Annotated in this window: 16 protein-coding genes; 5 read left to right on the plus strand and 11 right to left on the minus strand. The window is 51.5% G+C overall.

What is annotated here, in order from left to right; genetic code table 11:
* The first annotated feature begins 9 nt into the window (after positions 1–9).
* The gene (locus LDN84_RS08335; protein ID WP_223911062.1) at positions 10–279 is read left to right on the plus strand and encodes a cytochrome C oxidase subunit IV family protein; all 270 of its coding nucleotides are present in this window, start codon (positions 10–12) and stop codon (positions 277–279) included.
* 22 nt (positions 280–301) lie between these two features.
* On the opposite strand, the gene LDN84_RS08340 is transcribed toward LDN84_RS08335, so the two are convergent.
* From LDN84_RS08340 to ccoG, 3 genes are read right to left on the minus strand one after another with little or no spacing between them, the layout of a single operon-like run.
* Positions 302–1492, minus strand: a complete 1191-nt coding sequence (locus LDN84_RS08340) for an NnrS family protein (RefSeq protein WP_223911066.1) — start codon at positions 1490–1492, stop codon at positions 302–304.
* 2 nt (positions 1493–1494) lie between these two features.
* Entirely contained in the window at positions 1495–1716 is a 222-nt protein-coding gene (locus tag LDN84_RS08345) for a DUF3079 domain-containing protein (protein ID WP_223911068.1), read from the minus strand.
* Between the two features lie 21 nt (positions 1717–1737).
* Positions 1738–3192, minus strand: a complete 1455-nt coding sequence (ccoG, locus tag LDN84_RS08350; RefSeq protein WP_223911070.1) for a cytochrome c oxidase accessory protein CcoG — start codon at positions 3190–3192, stop codon at positions 1738–1740.
* A 97-nt stretch (positions 3193–3289) separates the two neighbouring features.
* Between ccoG and LDN84_RS08355 the strand changes: the two genes are divergently transcribed.
* Positions 3290–3760 carry an RrF2 family transcriptional regulator gene (locus LDN84_RS08355; RefSeq protein ID WP_223911073.1) on the plus strand — a complete coding sequence of 157 codons (471 nt, stop codon included), beginning with the start codon at positions 3290–3292 and terminating at the stop codon, positions 3758–3760.
* A 143-nt stretch (positions 3761–3903) separates the two neighbouring features.
* Here LDN84_RS08355 and LDN84_RS08360 read toward each other — a convergent pair whose 3' ends face one another.
* From LDN84_RS08360 to LDN84_RS08400, 7 genes are all read right to left on the minus strand, one after another.
* Positions 3904–4617, minus strand: coding sequence for a response regulator (locus LDN84_RS08360; protein WP_223911076.1), 714 nt, complete (start codon positions 4615–4617; stop codon positions 3904–3906).
* Positions 4614–6488 (minus strand): type IV pili methyl-accepting chemotaxis transducer N-terminal domain-containing protein, encoded by a 1875-nt coding sequence (locus tag LDN84_RS08375; RefSeq protein WP_228745499.1) that lies wholly within the window; start codon positions 6486–6488, stop codon positions 4614–4616. The genes LDN84_RS08360 and LDN84_RS08375 overlap by 4 nt, the downstream gene beginning before the upstream one ends.
* Positions 6489–6571: 83 nt before the next feature.
* Entirely contained in the window at positions 6572–7759 is a 1188-nt protein-coding gene (gene bktB, locus LDN84_RS08380; protein ID WP_223911079.1) for a beta-ketothiolase BktB, read from the minus strand.
* 158 nt (positions 7760–7917) lie between these two features.
* The gene (locus LDN84_RS08385) at positions 7918–8679 is read right to left on the minus strand and encodes an SDR family NAD(P)-dependent oxidoreductase (RefSeq protein ID WP_223912852.1); all 762 of its coding nucleotides are present in this window, start codon (positions 8677–8679) and stop codon (positions 7918–7920) included.
* 38 nt (positions 8680–8717) lie between these two features.
* Entirely contained in the window at positions 8718–9359 is a 642-nt protein-coding gene (locus LDN84_RS08390) for an RluA family pseudouridine synthase (RefSeq protein WP_223911084.1), read from the minus strand.
* The gene (locus LDN84_RS08395) at positions 9356–11494 is read right to left on the minus strand and encodes a PAS domain-containing hybrid sensor histidine kinase/response regulator (protein ID WP_223911087.1); all 2139 of its coding nucleotides are present in this window, start codon (positions 11492–11494) and stop codon (positions 9356–9358) included. The genes LDN84_RS08390 and LDN84_RS08395 overlap by 4 nt, the downstream gene beginning before the upstream one ends.
* A gap of 30 nt (positions 11495–11524) precedes the next feature.
* Positions 11525–11671, minus strand: a complete 147-nt coding sequence (locus LDN84_RS08400; protein WP_223911090.1) for a hypothetical protein — start codon at positions 11669–11671, stop codon at positions 11525–11527.
* 192 nt (positions 11672–11863) lie between these two features.
* Here LDN84_RS08400 and LDN84_RS08405 point away from each other — a divergent pair, with 192 nt between their 5' ends.
* From LDN84_RS08405 to LDN84_RS08415, 3 genes are read left to right on the plus strand one after another with little or no spacing between them, the layout of a single operon-like run.
* The gene (locus tag LDN84_RS08405) at positions 11864–13741 is read left to right on the plus strand and encodes a TonB-dependent receptor plug domain-containing protein (protein WP_223911093.1); all 1878 of its coding nucleotides are present in this window, start codon (positions 11864–11866) and stop codon (positions 13739–13741) included.
* A gap of 31 nt (positions 13742–13772) precedes the next feature.
* Positions 13773–14681 (plus strand): ABC transporter substrate-binding protein, encoded by a 909-nt coding sequence (locus LDN84_RS08410; protein WP_223911096.1) that lies wholly within the window; start codon positions 13773–13775, stop codon positions 14679–14681.
* Complete coding sequence (locus tag LDN84_RS08415; protein ID WP_223911099.1) at positions 14678–16633, plus strand: hybrid sensor histidine kinase/response regulator; 1956 nt, start codon at positions 14678–14680, stop codon at positions 16631–16633. Before LDN84_RS08410 ends, LDN84_RS08415 begins: the two co-directional genes overlap by 4 nt.
* On the opposite strand, the gene LDN84_RS08420 is transcribed toward LDN84_RS08415, so the two are convergent.
* The gene (locus tag LDN84_RS08420; protein ID WP_223911101.1) at positions 16606–17262 is read right to left on the minus strand and encodes a response regulator transcription factor; all 657 of its coding nucleotides are present in this window, start codon (positions 17260–17262) and stop codon (positions 16606–16608) included. The genes LDN84_RS08415 and LDN84_RS08420 overlap by 28 nt on opposite strands.
* Between the last annotated feature and the right edge of the window lie 93 nt (positions 17263–17355).

Here is a 17355-nt window from a genome sequence, read left to right on the forward strand (position 1 = left end):
CCTGTAACCATGCTGAAATTTTCAACCAACACGCTTTGGCTGCTATTGCTGGCCGCTACTGGGCTCACTTATTGGCTGGGCGAGTCTGGTCAGGTGGGCCAGTCCAGCATGGTGCCTGTGTTCATCATCTTTGGGGTCTCATTTTTCAAGGGCTTGTTGGTCATCAACGACTTTATGGAGCTGCGCCACGCATCCAGTTTGTGGCGCAATCTGCTGGTGGGCTGGCTGGGTTTTGTCATCGGCATGATTCTGCTGGCGTATTGGCTGGGTTCGCGTTGAATTGCCAGCCTTCTGACCTGACTCAGCCGTCTTTGCCATCCCCACGTGTCGTCACCAGCCAGGGGGTGTAGCGCCACATGAAAATCAGGAACGCTGCGCTCCAGGCCGCCGCTGAAGCCATCAAGGCATAGCTGTACCAAGCTGGCATCAGCATAGGCAGCAGCACCCGCAGCACAGCAGCCAGCATGATCAGCAGGTAGGCCGTCATCTCCAGTGAGTCGACCTGCAATGGGCGCCCCGTGTGACCACGTGACGTGCGTGTCATCATGCCAATGATCAACCCGCCGGTGGCCCCCACCGTGAGTGCGTGCACACCCAGCGAAGTGGTGATCCACCCGAGCTGTGCCACGGCTAGCAAAGCCAGTCCAACTGACAGCCACACATATGAAAAATGCAGAATCCAGACAATGGGGCGGCCCAGCGTGGCCAGCGGGTGCCAGCGCAGCTGGCGGCTCAAGTTAAGCATGCTGGCCAGGGCCAATGCCGCTGCCGCCAAGCCACTGTGCCAGCCTGTCACCCATAACACCAAACCAAGGGCAGCAGCGGTCAAAGTACTGCGTTCCAGCCAGACGACAGGTTCAATTTTGATGCCCAGTGCGGTGGCGGTAAAAAATGGCACCACACGCCCGGCTATTACACACTCAATCATCACGATGAATCCCAACCCCGTGTACAAACTGTTCATCGGAGCGAGGTCGATGGTGCCAGTCGCAGACAAATGGAACGTCAGGTTCACCAGGGAAAGTAACAACAAAATAAGCGCCAACGGCACGTTGCGCCAATTGCGTGAGCGAATCAGCAAGCGCAGAAATATGAGCCCCACAATGGGCAGCAGGGTTAGATCCAATACCGCAAATACTACATAGGGTGCCACCAGCGAGGCCACGCGCGCACTGAGCCACAGCAAGATTAAAAACCCCAAAGCCGGGCCACGTGGGGTGGCCAGACCAGTCCAGGTTTTACCGGCGGTCATCAAAAAACCCACAATGACCGCAATAGCAAAGCCAAACAACATTTCGTGCGCATGCCACAGCAATGCTGGCTGCGATGGGGCCCAGGTGATGGCACCCAGAAAGACAGCCACCCAAAGCGGCACGATCAGCGCAGCCAACAAGGCGGCTCCGAGATAAAAAGGGCGAAAAGCCAGGCGCAACCAAGGCATGCCATAGGGCGCTGGCGTGGTCGGTGATTGACCGAAGATAGGTAATGACATGCTTACTTTCCTGAGGTGGTTATTGAGGGAGTAACAGGGGCTTGGGGTGTGTCGACTGGTGCCATTTGTTGATCACCCCAGGCCAGCCAGTCTTCGCCAAAAAGCTCTGCGGGATGCGGTGAGCGTTCGTTGGCGCAAGCCATGGCATCGGTGGCACAAAATTGGTCACAACCCCAGCAGATGCGCTCGGGGTTGGCAGGATGAATGGGAAATTTCTTGGCCATGACGGGTTTTGCTTGAACTGATCAGCGTGGAATCACAAAAGTGGATTTTTCTTCTACCGACACAACTTTGCCGTCGTCCTGGGTGTCAACCTTGAACATGATCGGGCTGGCTTTGCCCCGGTACGCTTGTGCAGCTTCAGCTGGCAAGGTCAACCGAATGGTCAGCGAGCCAATGCCTGCGGCCGGTACGGTCAACACCGGGTGGGTTGCCAGGGTCAGGCCCGCCAGACCCTGGACACTGGCGTGGTAGGTTTGTGGGGTTTCGGTGGTGTTCATGACCTGCAGACGGTAGACGTTTTCGATGTTGCCATTGCCGGTTTCTCGGGCCATAGTGCCACGGTCTTTGATGACATCCACTGCAAATCCTTTGCGCGTGGCCAAGCCACCAACAAAGAAGGACATGACCACCAGAAACAGCAGGCCATAGGCCCACACGCGTGGCCGCCACACCCGCTGTACCATCTGCTTGGGGGTCAACTTGTTAGCCATACCCCTGCCTGACGAATAGCGAATCAGGCCCTTGGGATAATTCATTTTTTCCATCACCTCGTCGCAGACATCTATGCAGGCAGCACACGCAATACATTCGTTCTGCAGACCGTTGCGGATGTCAATGCCGGTGGGGCAAACCTGCACACACAGTGTGCAGTCAATGCAGTCGCCCAAGCCCAATGTTTGTGGGTCGACGTTGCGTGGGCGTGATCCCCGGGATTCGCCACGCTCGGTGTCATAGGCAATAACCATCGAATCCATGTCAGTCAGGGCACTTTGAATGCGGGCGTAGGGGCACATTTGTTTGCAGATCTGTTCGCGCAGATAGCCTGCATTGCCATAGGTAGCAAGGCTGTAAAACAATACCCAAAACCATTCCCAGGGCGAAAGCGACAATGCCAGGAGTTCGCCAGCTAAGTCCCTGATAGGCGTGAAGTAACCAACAAAAGTAAAGCCTGTGAAGAGGCTTACCCCCAGCCACAAGACTTGTTTGGCACCTTTCCGGGTGAGTTTTTCAGCGCTCCAACGCGCAGCATCCAGACGTATGCGGGTCAGTCGGTTGCCTTCGGTAATGCGCTCAATCCACATGAAAACTTCGGTGTAAACCGTTTGTGGGCAGGCATAGCCGCACCAAAGACGTCCTGCCACCGCAGTAAAGAAAAAAAGCGTTAAGGCTGCCAGTACCATCAAGACCGCCAGATAAATCAAGTCTTGCGGATGTAACACTAGACCAAAGATCAGAAAGCGGTTTTCGGTGAGGTCAAACAAAACTGTTTGCCGTTGATTCCATTGGAACCAAGGCAACCCATAAAACACCAGTTGTGTTACCCACACCATAAGCCAGCGTAAACGGGTAAACAAGCCATGAACGGTACGCGAGTAAATTTTGGTTTGCTCATCGTTAACTAAAAAGACTTCATCTGTCTTCGTGTCTAGAGGGACTGGCTGGATAGGAATGATTTTTGAGTGAGCAGGTTTTTCCATGAATGACGTACAGCATCTAAAGATGAATTTAATATGGATATTATTTTATTCGGATAATATCCACTTTGTATGAATCTTTAATTAACCTTGCTGATCTATGCGCCTCACCCAGTGGACCGATTACACGCTACGCGTACTGATGTACTGTGCTGCCAGCCAGTTGCGTACACAACCTGTCACCATCACCGAAATTGCCGAGAATCATGGCATCTCACGTAGTCATTTGACCAAAATTGTGCAAGAGTTGGCCGCCCGGGGATGGCTGGAAACTACACGTGGGCGAGGTGGTGGCATGCGCTTGCTAGTGTCTGCCCATGAGCTACGTTTGGGTGATGTGGTGCGGGCCACCGAGACCGACTTTGCGGTAGTCGAGTGTTTTGAAACTAGTACAAATCAGTGCCGTTTAAGTCGGCATTGCCAACTTCAACGGGTTTTGGATCGGGCTACACAGAGTTTTTTGAGCACACTTGATGAAGTGACCTTGGCCGATTTGGTGTCCCCTGTGCCTGCCAGCACCCAGTCTTTGACATGGATACCTGGCTTACCTTCACTTTTTGTAGAGGGGTGAAACTATTGCATAGTTTGGCTTCAAACGTTTGCTCTTGCGCATGAATTGTTACCCGTGCGTTTGGAGCGATTGCACACTGTTGTGCGACTCTTACCTGAGTCAACCAATAACTTCGCTCTGTCGGTGTCTTGCTTGGACAGGATCTAAAGTAAGCTATTTTCAGAGGCCATTACGGCGGCGTGTACCCGTGAGCTCACTCCCAATTTACGCAACACGTGTTGAACATGGATTTTGACAGTGGTCTCCACAATGCCGTGCTCACGTGCAATTTCTTTGTTGCTGGCACCTCGGGCAATACCGCGCAAAATATCAAGTTCTCTGGGTGATAGGCTGGCCATGGCTTGTCCTGCTGGGGTGGACGCTTTGATCATGTTAGGTGGCGGGGCAGCGCCTATCCCTGAGCCTGATTTCATGGCCATGCTTTTATAGGCGGAAATTAGTTTCCCCATCATCTCAGGTGCAATGATGCTGTCACCCTGAATGGCCCGATGGATGGCTGCGGTGAGATCGTCGCCTTCCATCGTTTTGAGCAGGTAGCCACAGGCACCACCATGTAAGGCCGCTGCAAGATCGTCTTCGTCCTCACTGACCGTCAGCATCAAAATGCAGGCATTGGGTGCTGCTTCAATCAGTGATGGCAAGGCATTAACACCATTGACTCCAGGTAAATGGTTGTCCAGCAAGATGACATTAGGTTGCAACTCCTGTGCTTTGCGCAGAGCTTGTCCTGCATCGGCTGCATCACCTACAACAAGCAAATTTGTGTCGCGTGCCAACAATGCTGTCAGGCCACGACGAAATAAGGTGTGATCGTCGACCACCAGGATACGAGTTGGACTGCTATCGAATGTCGTCATATGGTTTGGCTGTTTCCCATGCGAGCGGGATTGGTGGTGCTAGGCGGTGATTGTTTCGGCAGGGACAGTATCACAGAGCTACCGCATAACGGTGTTGAAATCACCTCAATATGGGCACCAATGCGCTGAGCTCGTTCGTTCATGATACGCATACCCACATGGGTCTCATCGTGCTGATCCGTATCAGGATTAAAACCAATCCCATCGTCGCGTACCTCAAAGCGCCACGTGGGTTGTTGCTGAACATCCAGCCAGGCTTGTGAGGCTCGGGCGTGTTTGCGGACATTGGACAGTGCTTCCTGAAGGATGTGAAGCACTTGGATTTGCACATCAGGTGCCAGCGGCAAGCCCTGCCCATTGATGGACAAGGTAGTTTTAATGCCACTTTGATGTTCAAATTTTTGTAGTGTGGTAACTAAAGCGGGTTCAATGTCTTCGGTATTGGTCCGCGTTCGAAAGTGCATCAGCAACTCACGTACGTCGCCATAACTCTCGCGTACACCAGCATCAATTTCTTCAAGGATTTTGGCCACTTCAGATTCGTTGCTGGTCTTTATAGCATCACGCATCAATTGCACTTGAATTTTCAAAAACGCCAAGGATTGGGCAATCGAGTCATGCAGTTCGCGTGCCAGCAGGTGGCGCTCCTGTGAGACAGCAGCTTCTTTTTCAAGCGAGTTCAAACGCAAGTTTTCCATACCACTTGCTAGATGACTGCTTAAAGCCTCAAGCAATGAACGCTCGGAGGCGCTGGGGATGATGTGTGCGTGATAAAACAAGGCCACTTCCCCCATCACAGTCTCGTGCAGTCGAACCGGGATGGTGACCAGTGTTTCAAAACCAACCCGAGCGCAGTGTGGCAACGGGGTAGGCTTCAAACTTCGAATAGGGACTACTTTTAATGTATGTTCCTCCATGGATGCTCCGCAGTGGCAATCTCCAGAGTAAATGCATTGCTCTGCATCCACCATGGCAGCGGGCAGGCCATGGGCTGCCAGCATCAGATAGCGTTGGCCGCCCTGGTTGGACCAACGCAGGGCAACGCCATCGGCATGCGATATTTGGGCGATATTTTTAGTGAACTCTTGTGCCAAAGCATCTAAAGATGTGGCTTTGGCAACCAGATTGGTGACAGCGTAAAGGCTTTCTAGTCGTTCAGATTTTTCTTGTAGCAATAGTGTTTTTTCTGACACTTTGCCCTCCAGATTTCTGTACATGGATTGCAGGTGTTCTGCCATACCATTAAATCCATCTGCAAGGGTACCGAATTCGTCGCTAGAGACACGTGTTACCCGTGCATCAAAGTCACCCAGCTGAATTTTTTCAATTGCTTGTTTGAGTTGCCCCACAGGCTCCAATACAAATAAATAGCCGGTGTATAACAACACCGTGGCACCTATGATGACAGAGGCCAGCATGCTCATTTGCAGCAAATGAAGTAGGGCAGTCCAATGTGCAATGTGCACTTCAATGTTGTTAACAAAGTCATCAATGTGGGAGGCAAATGCCACGGTATCAGCTCTAAGTTCTCCAAAAACTGTCGGGTGAACTTCAATCCATCGGGACTGATAACGATTCCAGTCGGCTTCAACCACGGCAAACCGTTCAATAGTGCCTTCGTCCCATGGTACAAACAAAGGGCGTTCAGGATCTCCGTTTTTCAGAGTCACCAGACTATGTTCGAATTCAGATTTTTGTGCGTTGAGTTCAAACGTTTCTCCGGTGCCAATAGAGAGTGACATGCGGTAAGACTGCATCCGCATGCGTCCAGCTTCATTAACGGCGGCGGCACCTCCATCGAGTTGCCAAGATACCCAAAGGGTGGCAATAGTCGCTGCAAATACCAATAGTAAAAATGGCATGCCAACCATGAGCAGCTTGCTGCCCAGGCTCCAGTGCCGGGAGGGTGACATGATGAGTTATCTTGCTGCTTGGTAATGTCAAGGTTGCTTATTTATGCAACGTGCTCAAAAATAGCTGCAATCCCCTGTCCTCCCCCAATACACATCGTGACCAGCGCATAACGCCCACCGATACGTTCAAGCTCATACAGGGCCTTGACTGTGATCAATGCACCGGTAGCTCCAATTGGATGACCGAGTGAAATACCCGAACCATTTGGATTTACCTTGGCTGGGTCTAGTCCCAGATCACGGCTGACTGCGCAGGCTTGGGCAGCAAAGGCTTCATTGGCCTCAATCACATCCAGGTCATTGACTGTCAAGCCTGCTTTTTTCAAGGCCAGCTGGGTTGCAGGCACAGGACCGATACCCATGTATTTGGGGTCTACACCGGCGTGGGCGTAGGCCACCAGTCGCGCCAGAGGTTTCAGACCACGGGCTTGGGCGGTGGCAGCTTCCATCAACACCACCGCTGCAGCTGCATCATTGATGCCGGAGGCATTGCCCGCTGTGACGGTGCCGTTTTCTTTCAGGAAGGCAGGTTTGAGCTTGGCCAGATCGGCCAGGCTGCAATTGGGGCGGTAGTGTTCATCGGTGTCAAACACCACATCACCTTTGCGGCCCTTCAGGGTCACCGGCATGATCTGACTTTTGAAGTAACCACCCTCGATGGCGCGTTGGGCGCGGTTGTGGCTCTCCACGGCCAATGTATCCTGGTCTTCGCGGCTGATACCCCACTTGGCGGCAATGTTTTCAGCGGTGACCCCCATGTGGATGGTGTGAAACGGGTCGTGTAGTGCCCCCACCACCATGTCCACTATCTTGGTGTCACCCATACGGGCACCCCAGCGCATGTTCAGGCTGGCGTAGGGGGCACGGCTCATGGCCTCGGCCCCACCGCCAATGGCAATATCGCAGTCACCCAGCAAAATGCTTTGACTGGCCGACACAATGGCTTGCAGGCCTGAACCACACAAACGGTTCACGTTGAAGGCGGGTACACCATCAATGCAGCCACCGTTGATGGCGGCCACACGGGACAGGTACATGTCTTTGGGTTCGGTATTGACTACATGGCCAAATACCACGTGGCCGACTTCGTCGCCCTTGACCTGGGCGCGGCTCAACACCTCGCGCACGATCTGCCCAGCCAATTCGGTTGGGGCAATGTCTTTCAGGCTACCGCCATAGGTGCCGATGGCTGAACGGGCTCCACTCACGATCACAACTTCACGCGTCATTTCAAGTCTCCTTGTGTTTAATAAATAATTACAAAATCATTTTGGTGCTGTTTTCTGAGAACGTAAAGACCTTATAAGAGGTCATCTTAAGCTCGCAGGATTTAATCACAGTGGGTAAGTTCTCCATCTCTTGGGCGATCCCCTTGCAACGGGGGGGGTCATTGGGCATCTCGGACATCTGCCACAGCCTGCTGACCAAAATCTGGTCTTTGCAGCCATTCCAGTACGCGTTTCGCGGCCTGACTGGCTGATGTAAGCTGGCCGGACTGCTTCAATTGGGCAAAACCGGTTTGATCAGGAAAACTATCAGGATCCGCGCTACGCAGTTGTGTTTGCATGTCGGTGTCAATCACGCCAGGTGCCAATGCGCAGACTTTGGCACCGTTGGTTTCGCGTGACTCGTCAAGTGCCAAACAACGGGTGAAATGATCCAATCCTGCCTTGGCTGCACAGTATGCCGCTTGTGAAGCCATCGGGCGGCGCCCCAAGCCAGAGGAAATATTGAGTACTTTGCGCGAACACTGAAGGGTCAAGGTGGCATTCAAAAAGGCCGCAGTAAGCAACATGGGGGCTTCCAGCCCCACTCTTAGAGCACGCGCCAACTCCAGAGGGTCGGATGCACTCAACGGGACAATGGCAGGGATTACACCGGCGTTATTGATCAACGTGGCACTCTCGTATGTCAATAGAGGTAGGGCACTCAACCAGTGTGTAAGTTGACTTGCGACCGGCTGGACATCTGATAAATCCAGTGACCATTGCTCCAATAAACAATCTTTTTGGGCGGCCAGTGCCGCCAAGCTTGAATGGGTGTGGCGCGAGATGCACAGCAGATGATGATTCGGTGCGATTAATTGTTCTGCCATGGACAAGCCCATGCCGCGCGATGCTCCAGTGAGAATAAAGAGGTGACTCACGATCTATTTTCCGTTTTAGAAATCATTTGACAATTGTTTGGTCAGAAGGGTGCCGGACAGACAAAATGCAGGATTTCTGAACGGATCGGGTGGTTTAGTTTAAGTTCACATGCGTGTAGCAGTAGTCGCTCAGATGCCAAGGCGACAGGCGGTGGCGCGTAAAGTTGGTCACCCAAAATGGCATGACCAAGGGCTTGAAGATGTACACGCAATTGGTGCGATCTGCCGGTGATGGGTTCTAATAACAAACGTGTGGTGTTCCGCGTTTGGTCAGTAGACAACACTCGCCAGCGCGTGGTGCTGGGTTTGCCGTGTTGCGCATTAATGATGCGTTTAGGGCGGTTGGGCCAGTCCAGAAAGATGGGTAAGTTGATGAGTTGCCAGTCGGTGTTCGGTGAACAAAGTAAACCATCAACGATAGATTCATAACGCTTGTGAATGCTGCGTGTAGCAAACGCATCATTTAGGCACCGCTGCGCCACTGAGGAACGCGCCATGATTAACAATCCAGAAGTAGCCATGTCAAGTCGATGTACCACCAAGGCATCCGGGTAGAGCCGCTGGGCACGGTTACTCAGGCAATCCTGCTTGTCCACTCCTTTACCTGGCACGCTTAATAAACCTGCTGGCTTATTCAAGACCAGCAGGGCATCATCCACATACACAACTTGAACTTCAGTCAATTGTTTTGTTCTCTGATCAATTTTTGAACTGTAGCGCAGAGTTCATCCACATCATTGGGTTTGTGGATCAGGGCACGTGCACCAGCCGCAACGGCTTCACGTTCAATATCCGGAGTAACGTAGCCAGAGGCTAAAGCTACTGGTAAGTCAGGACGGAAGAGCTGCACATCACGCAATAAATCCACTCCGCTATAGCCTGGCATGTTGTAGTCCGTCACCAGTAGGTCGCAAGTAAAACTGGAATCGCGCAACTGAGCCAATGCTTGAAGTGGATCGGTAAAGGTGATGACACAGTAGCCTTTGCGGGTCAGCAAACGTTTGAGTAAAAATACCAGTGCTTCATCGTCATCGACCACCATCACGGACTGTCCCAAGCCCAAATCAGGATGGTTCTCAATCGGCGCAGGATGTACTAATTCGATTTCGGCATCGGTCACCGGAAAATGCAGATCGAACGTGCTACCGCGACCCGGTGAACTTTGAACTTTAATGCTGCCCATATGAGCGCGCATGATGCCATGTACTACGGACAAGCCTAAGCCGGTGCCTTGACCGACGGGTTTGGTGGTGAAAAATGGTTCAAAAATGCGCTCCTGGGTGGCTTGGCTCATACCGCAACCGGTGTCACTCACGCTGAGCTTGACATGTTGCCCCCTGAGTCCGCTACGCCGTTCAGGCTGATCATCAGGTGTGCGCAATGTGTATGAAAGCTCAACCCGAAGCACGCCGGGCTGCGCCGCCATGGCGTGAATAGCGTTGTTGCACAAGTTGAGAAGTGCCTGTTCGATTTGTGTGGCATCTGCCATCACCAGCGGTGTTGCATCATTGATGTGGGCTTGCAAACTGACATTCGGTGGTAATGTAACTTTGACCAGGCGTAAGGCTTCATGTACAACGGTTGCCAATTGCAAGGGGGTGCGCCGGGGAGGGTCGTTGCGGCTGAATGTCAGGATTTGCCGCACCAAGTCGCGCGCACGTTTGCCAGCCTTGTCAATTTCGTCAAGACTGGTGGCTGCAGCACTGCCGGGCATCGTGTCCATTTTAGCTAAAGCGACATTACCCAAAATGGCACTGATGATGTTATTGAAATCATGTGCAATACCCCCCGCCATGGTCCCAATGGCCTGCATTTTTTGGGACTCACGCAACTGCGACTCAAGGACGTTGCGATGCGCCTCCATCTTTTTGCGTGCGGTCAGGTCATGGGCAAAAAAGGTCACCACCTCACCATCTACATGGTGTTCAAACGACAGGCTAACTTCCAGAGGTACTTTTTCTCCCTGACTGGTCAAACCCATCATTTCACCCAATTGGGCATGGCTGGTGAGGTCACCGTAAGACAGAGCACGCGCAGCATCTGGTAAAAAATCAGTCAGCGGACGACCCAATGCGTCTTCAGTGGTGCACTGAAAAACGCTGGCAGCTGTAGGGTTAAAAACCATGATACGGTGGTCTTTGTCCGCACACAAAATGGCATCTAGTGATGAGTTGATGATGGCTGCTAAGCGTGTTTTGCTTTGAACCAACTGGTCGTTGCGCTCCTGTAGAGCTTGTGCGCTACGCTGCAGCGCATGGCGTTGGGCCAGTAAAGGTCCCTGGTCAATGATGGCGCAAATGAAACGGGGGGATTCGTCTTCGGCATGAACAATTCTGGCCACATGGATGTCGCCAGTAAATACACCATTTGATCCACCAGAAAATTCAATTTCATCAAGTTCATAAGACCCCTGTTCTTTTGCCAGGAAAAAACACAGGCGTACGCGGTCCAATTCTGATGGATTAACGAGTGGATATAAAAAGGTTAGAGGTGGGTCACTCTCAAGAGGGCGGAATAAATCAAGGGCACGACCATTTGTTTCAAGGATTAAGCCGGACTCTTCGACAACCATCAACGCCAGTGGCACATGGGAAAAAAGGGTCACAAAGCGCTCGGAAGCACCTTCAGCTTCCGCCTGACTGAAGCGTAGCGCCTTGTTTTGAATTTCAAGCTCTGCTTGATATTGCCTCAGGTTGTCAACCAGGCGGGCATTTGAAAACTTATCTGGCAGGCCAGCCGCCACACGTCCAGGTCCACCCAAGCGTTTGGGTTTGACTGTGGATTGTTTTTGGGAAATGTGGAGGAAAGGTCGAATCATGCGGGCCAGGCCGCAGCCAATTTCAGCAATTCAACGGGATGTGTTCTTGAGTTTGCCACGCACAGGTACAACCGTGGTAATGGTTGGGCGCACTGCATCGGCGGAAACAGGTTTGGGGGGTGAGGTGTCTTTCTTTGGTTTTTTGACCATCTTGTTGCTTTGTTGACCTTTTGCCATGTTGTTCTCCATTAGAAATAGATTGGGTCGTGTGACGGATCGTGCCGTGACATTATCGGTGTACCACCGTAAAACCTGATGAAAAGTTAAATTTCTACTTCCATCTGCTAATAAATTAATATGGCGTAAAAATGTCCCGGCTCAGTATGCAAAATCGCAATTGGGAGTCATTATTCAACTTGTCTATCCTCCATGCTCCGATTGAAATTATTTTTTGCCTTCATCATCGGTTTGAGTGTTGCTTCAGCAAAGGCCAGAGAGGTCATTTCTGAGCGAGATTACCTTGACGATATGCCAATTGTGTTGTCCGTATCGCGCTTGCCTCAGCGGCTAGATGAGACACCTGGTGCCGTCACCGTGCTGGATCGTGGCTTTATTCGCAGCAGTGGTGCCAGGGATGTGGCTGACTTGTTGCGTTGGGTGCCTGGTTTCCAGGCCAGTACATCGTTTGAAGCGGTTGCTCCTGTGGCAAGTTATCACGGTGGTTTCGATCAGTATTCCAATCGAATGCAGGTGCAAGTCGACGGGCGATCGGTGTATTCCCCTTACTTTATTGGTGGCGTGGGTTCTGGCTTGCAAACAGTGGCTATGCAAGACATTGAGCGTATTGAGGTGCTTCGAGGTTCCAACTCTGCAAGTTACGGAGCACGTGCGATGTTGGGGGTAGTTAATATCGTGACACGGCAACCCCAGGACACTTTGGGGTCGAAGTTTAGTCTGACCCGAGGTGAAGGCGGTATTTTTGATACGCAAGCAAGTTTTGGCTGGGGCCTGGCTTCCGGTGCTGTGCGTTTGGGTGTTGATCGGCGTGCAGATGATGGTTTGTTGGGTGCCAATGGCCAAAATCAGCTCAATCGCGTCAATCTTCGAGCCGACGTTCGAACGGATGCTGGAAATGATTGGCAATTAAGGGCTGGCATGACCGCTTTGACTTCTGGCAAAGGACAATTTGGGTCTATTGAGGCGCGCTCAGCTCAACTCGATACCAGTTTCATCCAGCTGGATTGGCGCAGAAATTTGGACATGGACAGTGATCTTGCAGTAAGTCTGTCGCAAACGCAGGAAAAATACGCGGACACAATTTCAGCTTACAACCTCAACTATGACGGTGTCTCCAGCAACACCACACTTACCACTACACATACTTTTCGTCTTGGTGCAGAGAAGCGGATAGTTTGGGGCGGTGAATTTCGCAGTGAGTCCATCGTGTCAAAGTCTTTCTACAACCAGGACAACGCGATGGTGACCGAATATTCGAGGATATTTGGTAATTTTGAATGGCGGTTGGGTACGGATTGGCTGCTTAATGCAGGTGCTTTGGCTGAGCACAGCAGTGTGGCTGGAAGCTCTGTAGCGCCACGCGTGATGATAAATTGGCATTTTTTACCTGGGCATACCTTGCGTGCTGGAGCGTCAAGAGCCTATAGGCCACCAAGCACCTTTGAAAAGTCAGCTAATCTTTATTTGATGGGCGCTCCCTATATTTTGGCCAGTGGAAATGTCACGCCAGAAAGTTTGAAAGTGACCGAGCTGGGTTACTTGGTCGACCTACCGAAAAATGGTTTGAGTGGTGACTTGCGGGTTTTTCGTGAAGCTTTAAGTGGCTTTATTCGCCAGCAAAACAACACGCCGACAAGAGACTACGCCAATGACGAAGATTTTGCCATTCAAGGCTGGGAATATCAGCTGAAATGGCGACCCTGGTCGGGTGCACAGCTGATAATCAACCAAACGTATACAGATAACAGTTCGATGCGTTACGGGACAGGTACCGCCTATGCAGCCCCCAAGATGGCCAGTTCTCTGGTTTGGATGCAGAAGTTAAGTTGCGGGCTGGATCTGACCTTGATGCACCAAGACAGTGGCACGGCCACCTTGCAGGGCTCGGGTTTGGGTAGCCGGGTAGCTATGACACGCACAGATTTGCGTTTGGGTTGGCCTTTACGTTGGGGCGCACATACTGGTGAGTTGGCGCTGACACTGCAAAACTTGGGGTTACCTTACCAAGACTATGACCCAGATTACCTTTTTCTAAAGCGAGCTTTGATTACCTTGCGATTGGACAACTGAATTGGTCAAGATGTTTTCATGGCACAGGTGGATGCTCAGCTTGGTTTTTTGCCTGATGGAAACCATGGCTCAGGCTACTCCGCGTGTGGTGATTGTCAGCAGCGACAGCACTACAGCCTATTTGGAAACAACACAAGCATTTATTTCTGAACTGGCTCGAGGTGGTGTATCTGCTTACGATATCCGACGCTTAAATGTCTCGGAATGGCCAATGCAGGCAGCGCAGCCTGAAAAACCTACTTTGTATGTGACTCTTGGGATGCGTGCCACAGAGGCATTAGCTACGAGTCCTGTACCCGTTCTTTCGGTGCTTATTCCGCGTAGCACCTTTGAACGAATCTTGCGCAACAGTAATCGCAAGTCTTCGTCAAGTTTTACCGCCATTTATCTTGATCAAACTTTTCAGCGCCAGCTTGCACTGATTCGACTGGCGTTGCCCCAAGCCAAGCGTTTAGGGGTTCTTTGGGGTCCTGACTCTTGGGTTAAAGCCTCTGCTTTGCGGTCCTTAGCACCATTACATGGTTTTTCATTGACCGAAGCCGGTTTGACGGATTCATTCAACGTTTTTCCTGAATTGCAACAAGTGCTTAACGACAGCGATGTGTTTTTTGCCGTTGCTGACCCGATCATTTTTAATCGCAACACCATTCAAAACTTGCTACTGACCACTTTTCGAGCCAATGTGCCAGTGGTCGCTTTTTCTCCAGCTTATGTTCAGGCAGGAGCTCTGTTGGCCTTGCACACCTCACCAGAACAGGTGGGGCGCCAGGCTGCCGCAGTGGTACTTCAGGCTTTATCCGGCAAACCGCTGCCAGATAGCCCGCTGGAAGCCAATGATTTTGAAGTGAGCGTGAATACCCATGTAGCTCGTTCACTGAATTTGTCTCTGGATGCCCAAGCCTTACGTCTTGCATTGCGTCGTTTGGAGCATTTGCCATGAGACACCTTGATATACGTGAGCGCATGTTGTTGGCCGCATTGTTGCCCGTGGCCATGGTCAGTGTGTTGTTGGCAGTGGTATTTTTAATGGCACGGTTTGACGATTTGCAAGAATCTTACCTGCAGCGTACCCGCTCAGTCGCTCGTCAACTTGCACTAGCCAGTGAATACGGATTGTTTTCTGCCAATCAAACACAATTGCAAACTGTGGTTCATGGGGCCTTGCGTGAACCTGATGTACGCTGGGTGGCTATTCTCGATGCACATGGTCAGATATTGGTCAGTGCGGGGCATGAGGTCAGTGCAATGGCGATAGCGTTGAGTCCTCAGGAAACCCAGGAATTTGATGCTCAAAGGCGCTTGGATATTCTTGGCCAGCCAGTTTTTGCCAGTGGTATCAAACTGGATGATTTATACGAGGAATCTTCTTCACGATCAGATGGTTTACCGACTCAATTAGGGCAGGTCGTGGTGAAAATTTCACGTCAATCAGTTGATGTACGCAAGCAGAACATGTTGTTGCTAGGCGGCTTGATCAGTTTATTGGGGCTCATTTTTGGTATGGTGTTAGCCGCAAGATTGAGTCAAGGTGTGATTCGTCCAATTATGCGAGTGACGCGGTTGATCGAGCGTATTGGCCGTGGTGATTTTGCGGCTGTAGCGGAAATTCGCAATGATGTCGTTGCGCGTAGTGATCCCTTGCGGGAGTTGCAAGAAAACCTGAGGCAGATGGCAGAGCGATTGAGTCATGCGCGTGAAGATCTGGAACATCAAGTGACTGTGGCAACCCAGGCTTTGCGTGAAAAAAAAGAAGAAGCCGAGCACGCTACTCAGGCTAAGTCGCAATTTTTAGCGGCAGCAAGCCATGATTTGAGGCAACCCACTCACGCTTTGGGTATGTTTATTACTCGCCTGGCTCAGTTGCCCCATGATGCACAGACCCGAGGTTTGATTGTTAACCTGGAGTCTTCCGTACGGGCTATGCAAAACCTGCTTGATGGTTTGCTGGATATTTCTCGGCTTGAAGCCCAAGCAGTGCAGGTCAAGTTGGAGTCGTTGGCTGTGTCAGGTTTATGGGTGCAGTTGCAGCATGACCTTGAGCAAACCGCACAAGATAAAGGGCTGTATTTGCGAATTCGCCCCAGCCCGGTGTGGGTTATGAGTGATGCTGTGCTGTTGTACCGTATTTTGCTCAATCTGGTCGGTAATGCATTGCGCTATACCGAACAGGGTGGGGTGCTGGTGGCCTGTCGACTGGTGGAAGCCGGCAAAAGTGTGCAACTCCAGGTGTGGGACAGCGGTATTGGCATTGCGAAGGAGTATCAGAGTGAGGTGTTCAAAGAGTTTTACCAAGTCGGCAACAAAGCGCGTGAACGCAACAAGGGTCTGGGTTTGGGTTTGAGTATTGTGAAACGGACGGCCGAATTGTTGGGTCACCCGCTGTCGCTCGACTCTCTCCCCGGTAAAGGAACGCGCTTTGCGTTGACATTACCTTTGACGGAACCACAACATAAATATCTTGACACCATGGCTTTTGATCGTCCTCAAGGGGATGGTTTGGTGGGGGCGGTCATGCTGGTGATTGAAGATGATCCTTTGGTTTGTACTGCTTTGGTCGGGTTATTGGAAGGGTGGGGCATTCAGGTTCATGATGCAAAAGGTCTGATGGATGCACAGCAATGGATTCAGCACGGCTTGAAGCCATCACTCATTCTGAGCGATTACCGTTTGTTGGACGGACAAAATGGCATTGAAGTGGTACAGAAATTGCGCAGTATGTTGGGTGTATCCATCCCAGCCTGTCTGATGAGCGGTGATACCGATGCGATTCTGATGTCGGCGGCACAGGTTGCAGGCTTAACGCTGCTGCACAAGCCCGTGCGCCCGGCCAAACTGCGTAGCCTGCTGCGCCGATTGCTTAACCATCAGTCCATAGAAGAAGACTTGCGGTAACCCCAGCGAGCTGCTTCCGTGGCTGCTTGGGTTCTGGTTTTTGCTTTGAATGCACGCATGATGTTGGTAATGTGGGTTTTAATGGTTTCTTCACCCACAAATAACCTGACCGCGATCTCCCGGTTGGTGTATCCGTCTAGCAGCAACTGCAAAACCTCAAGCTGGCGTGGACTGAAAACAGGTGCCTGACGGTTTTTAACCCGTTCCGAGTTGGGGTCGGAATCATGAAATGCAGAGAAGCTGTCAGGTTCGTAGATTTCCCCCTTCAATACAAGCCGCAGAGCATGCAACAACTCATCACTTCGCCCCGATTTGGTGATAAACCCAGCCGCGCCTTGCGCCAGCGCTTGCTGCATGATGCTGGGGTTGGCTGAACCGGACAAAATGACTATCGGCAACTCGGGGTGTTTTTTTCCAAAAACAGCCAAGGCAGCCAAACCATTCATGTCGGGGAGATGGTAGTCCAACAAAACCAAGTCCAAATCAGGGTGCACTTGCGCCAGTGCAAAGGCTTGGGCGCAATTCGGAGCTTGTAATACGTCAGTTGGCTCATCAGGCTCCAGCCCTTTGAGTACTTGGCACAGCCCTTCACGAACCAGTGCATGATCATCCACCACGAGAATCTTCAAGATAGCTGCCTTGGGGTCTTCTTACAATCCAACATTTGATGGCCAACACTCCATTTGGAGACGATGGGCCATTGTGATCATCATACTTGAAGC

The sequence above is a fragment of the Rhodoferax lithotrophicus genome, from assembly GCF_019973615.1.
Taxonomy (GTDB): domain Bacteria; phylum Pseudomonadota; class Gammaproteobacteria; order Burkholderiales; family Burkholderiaceae_C; genus Rhodoferax; species Rhodoferax lithotrophicus.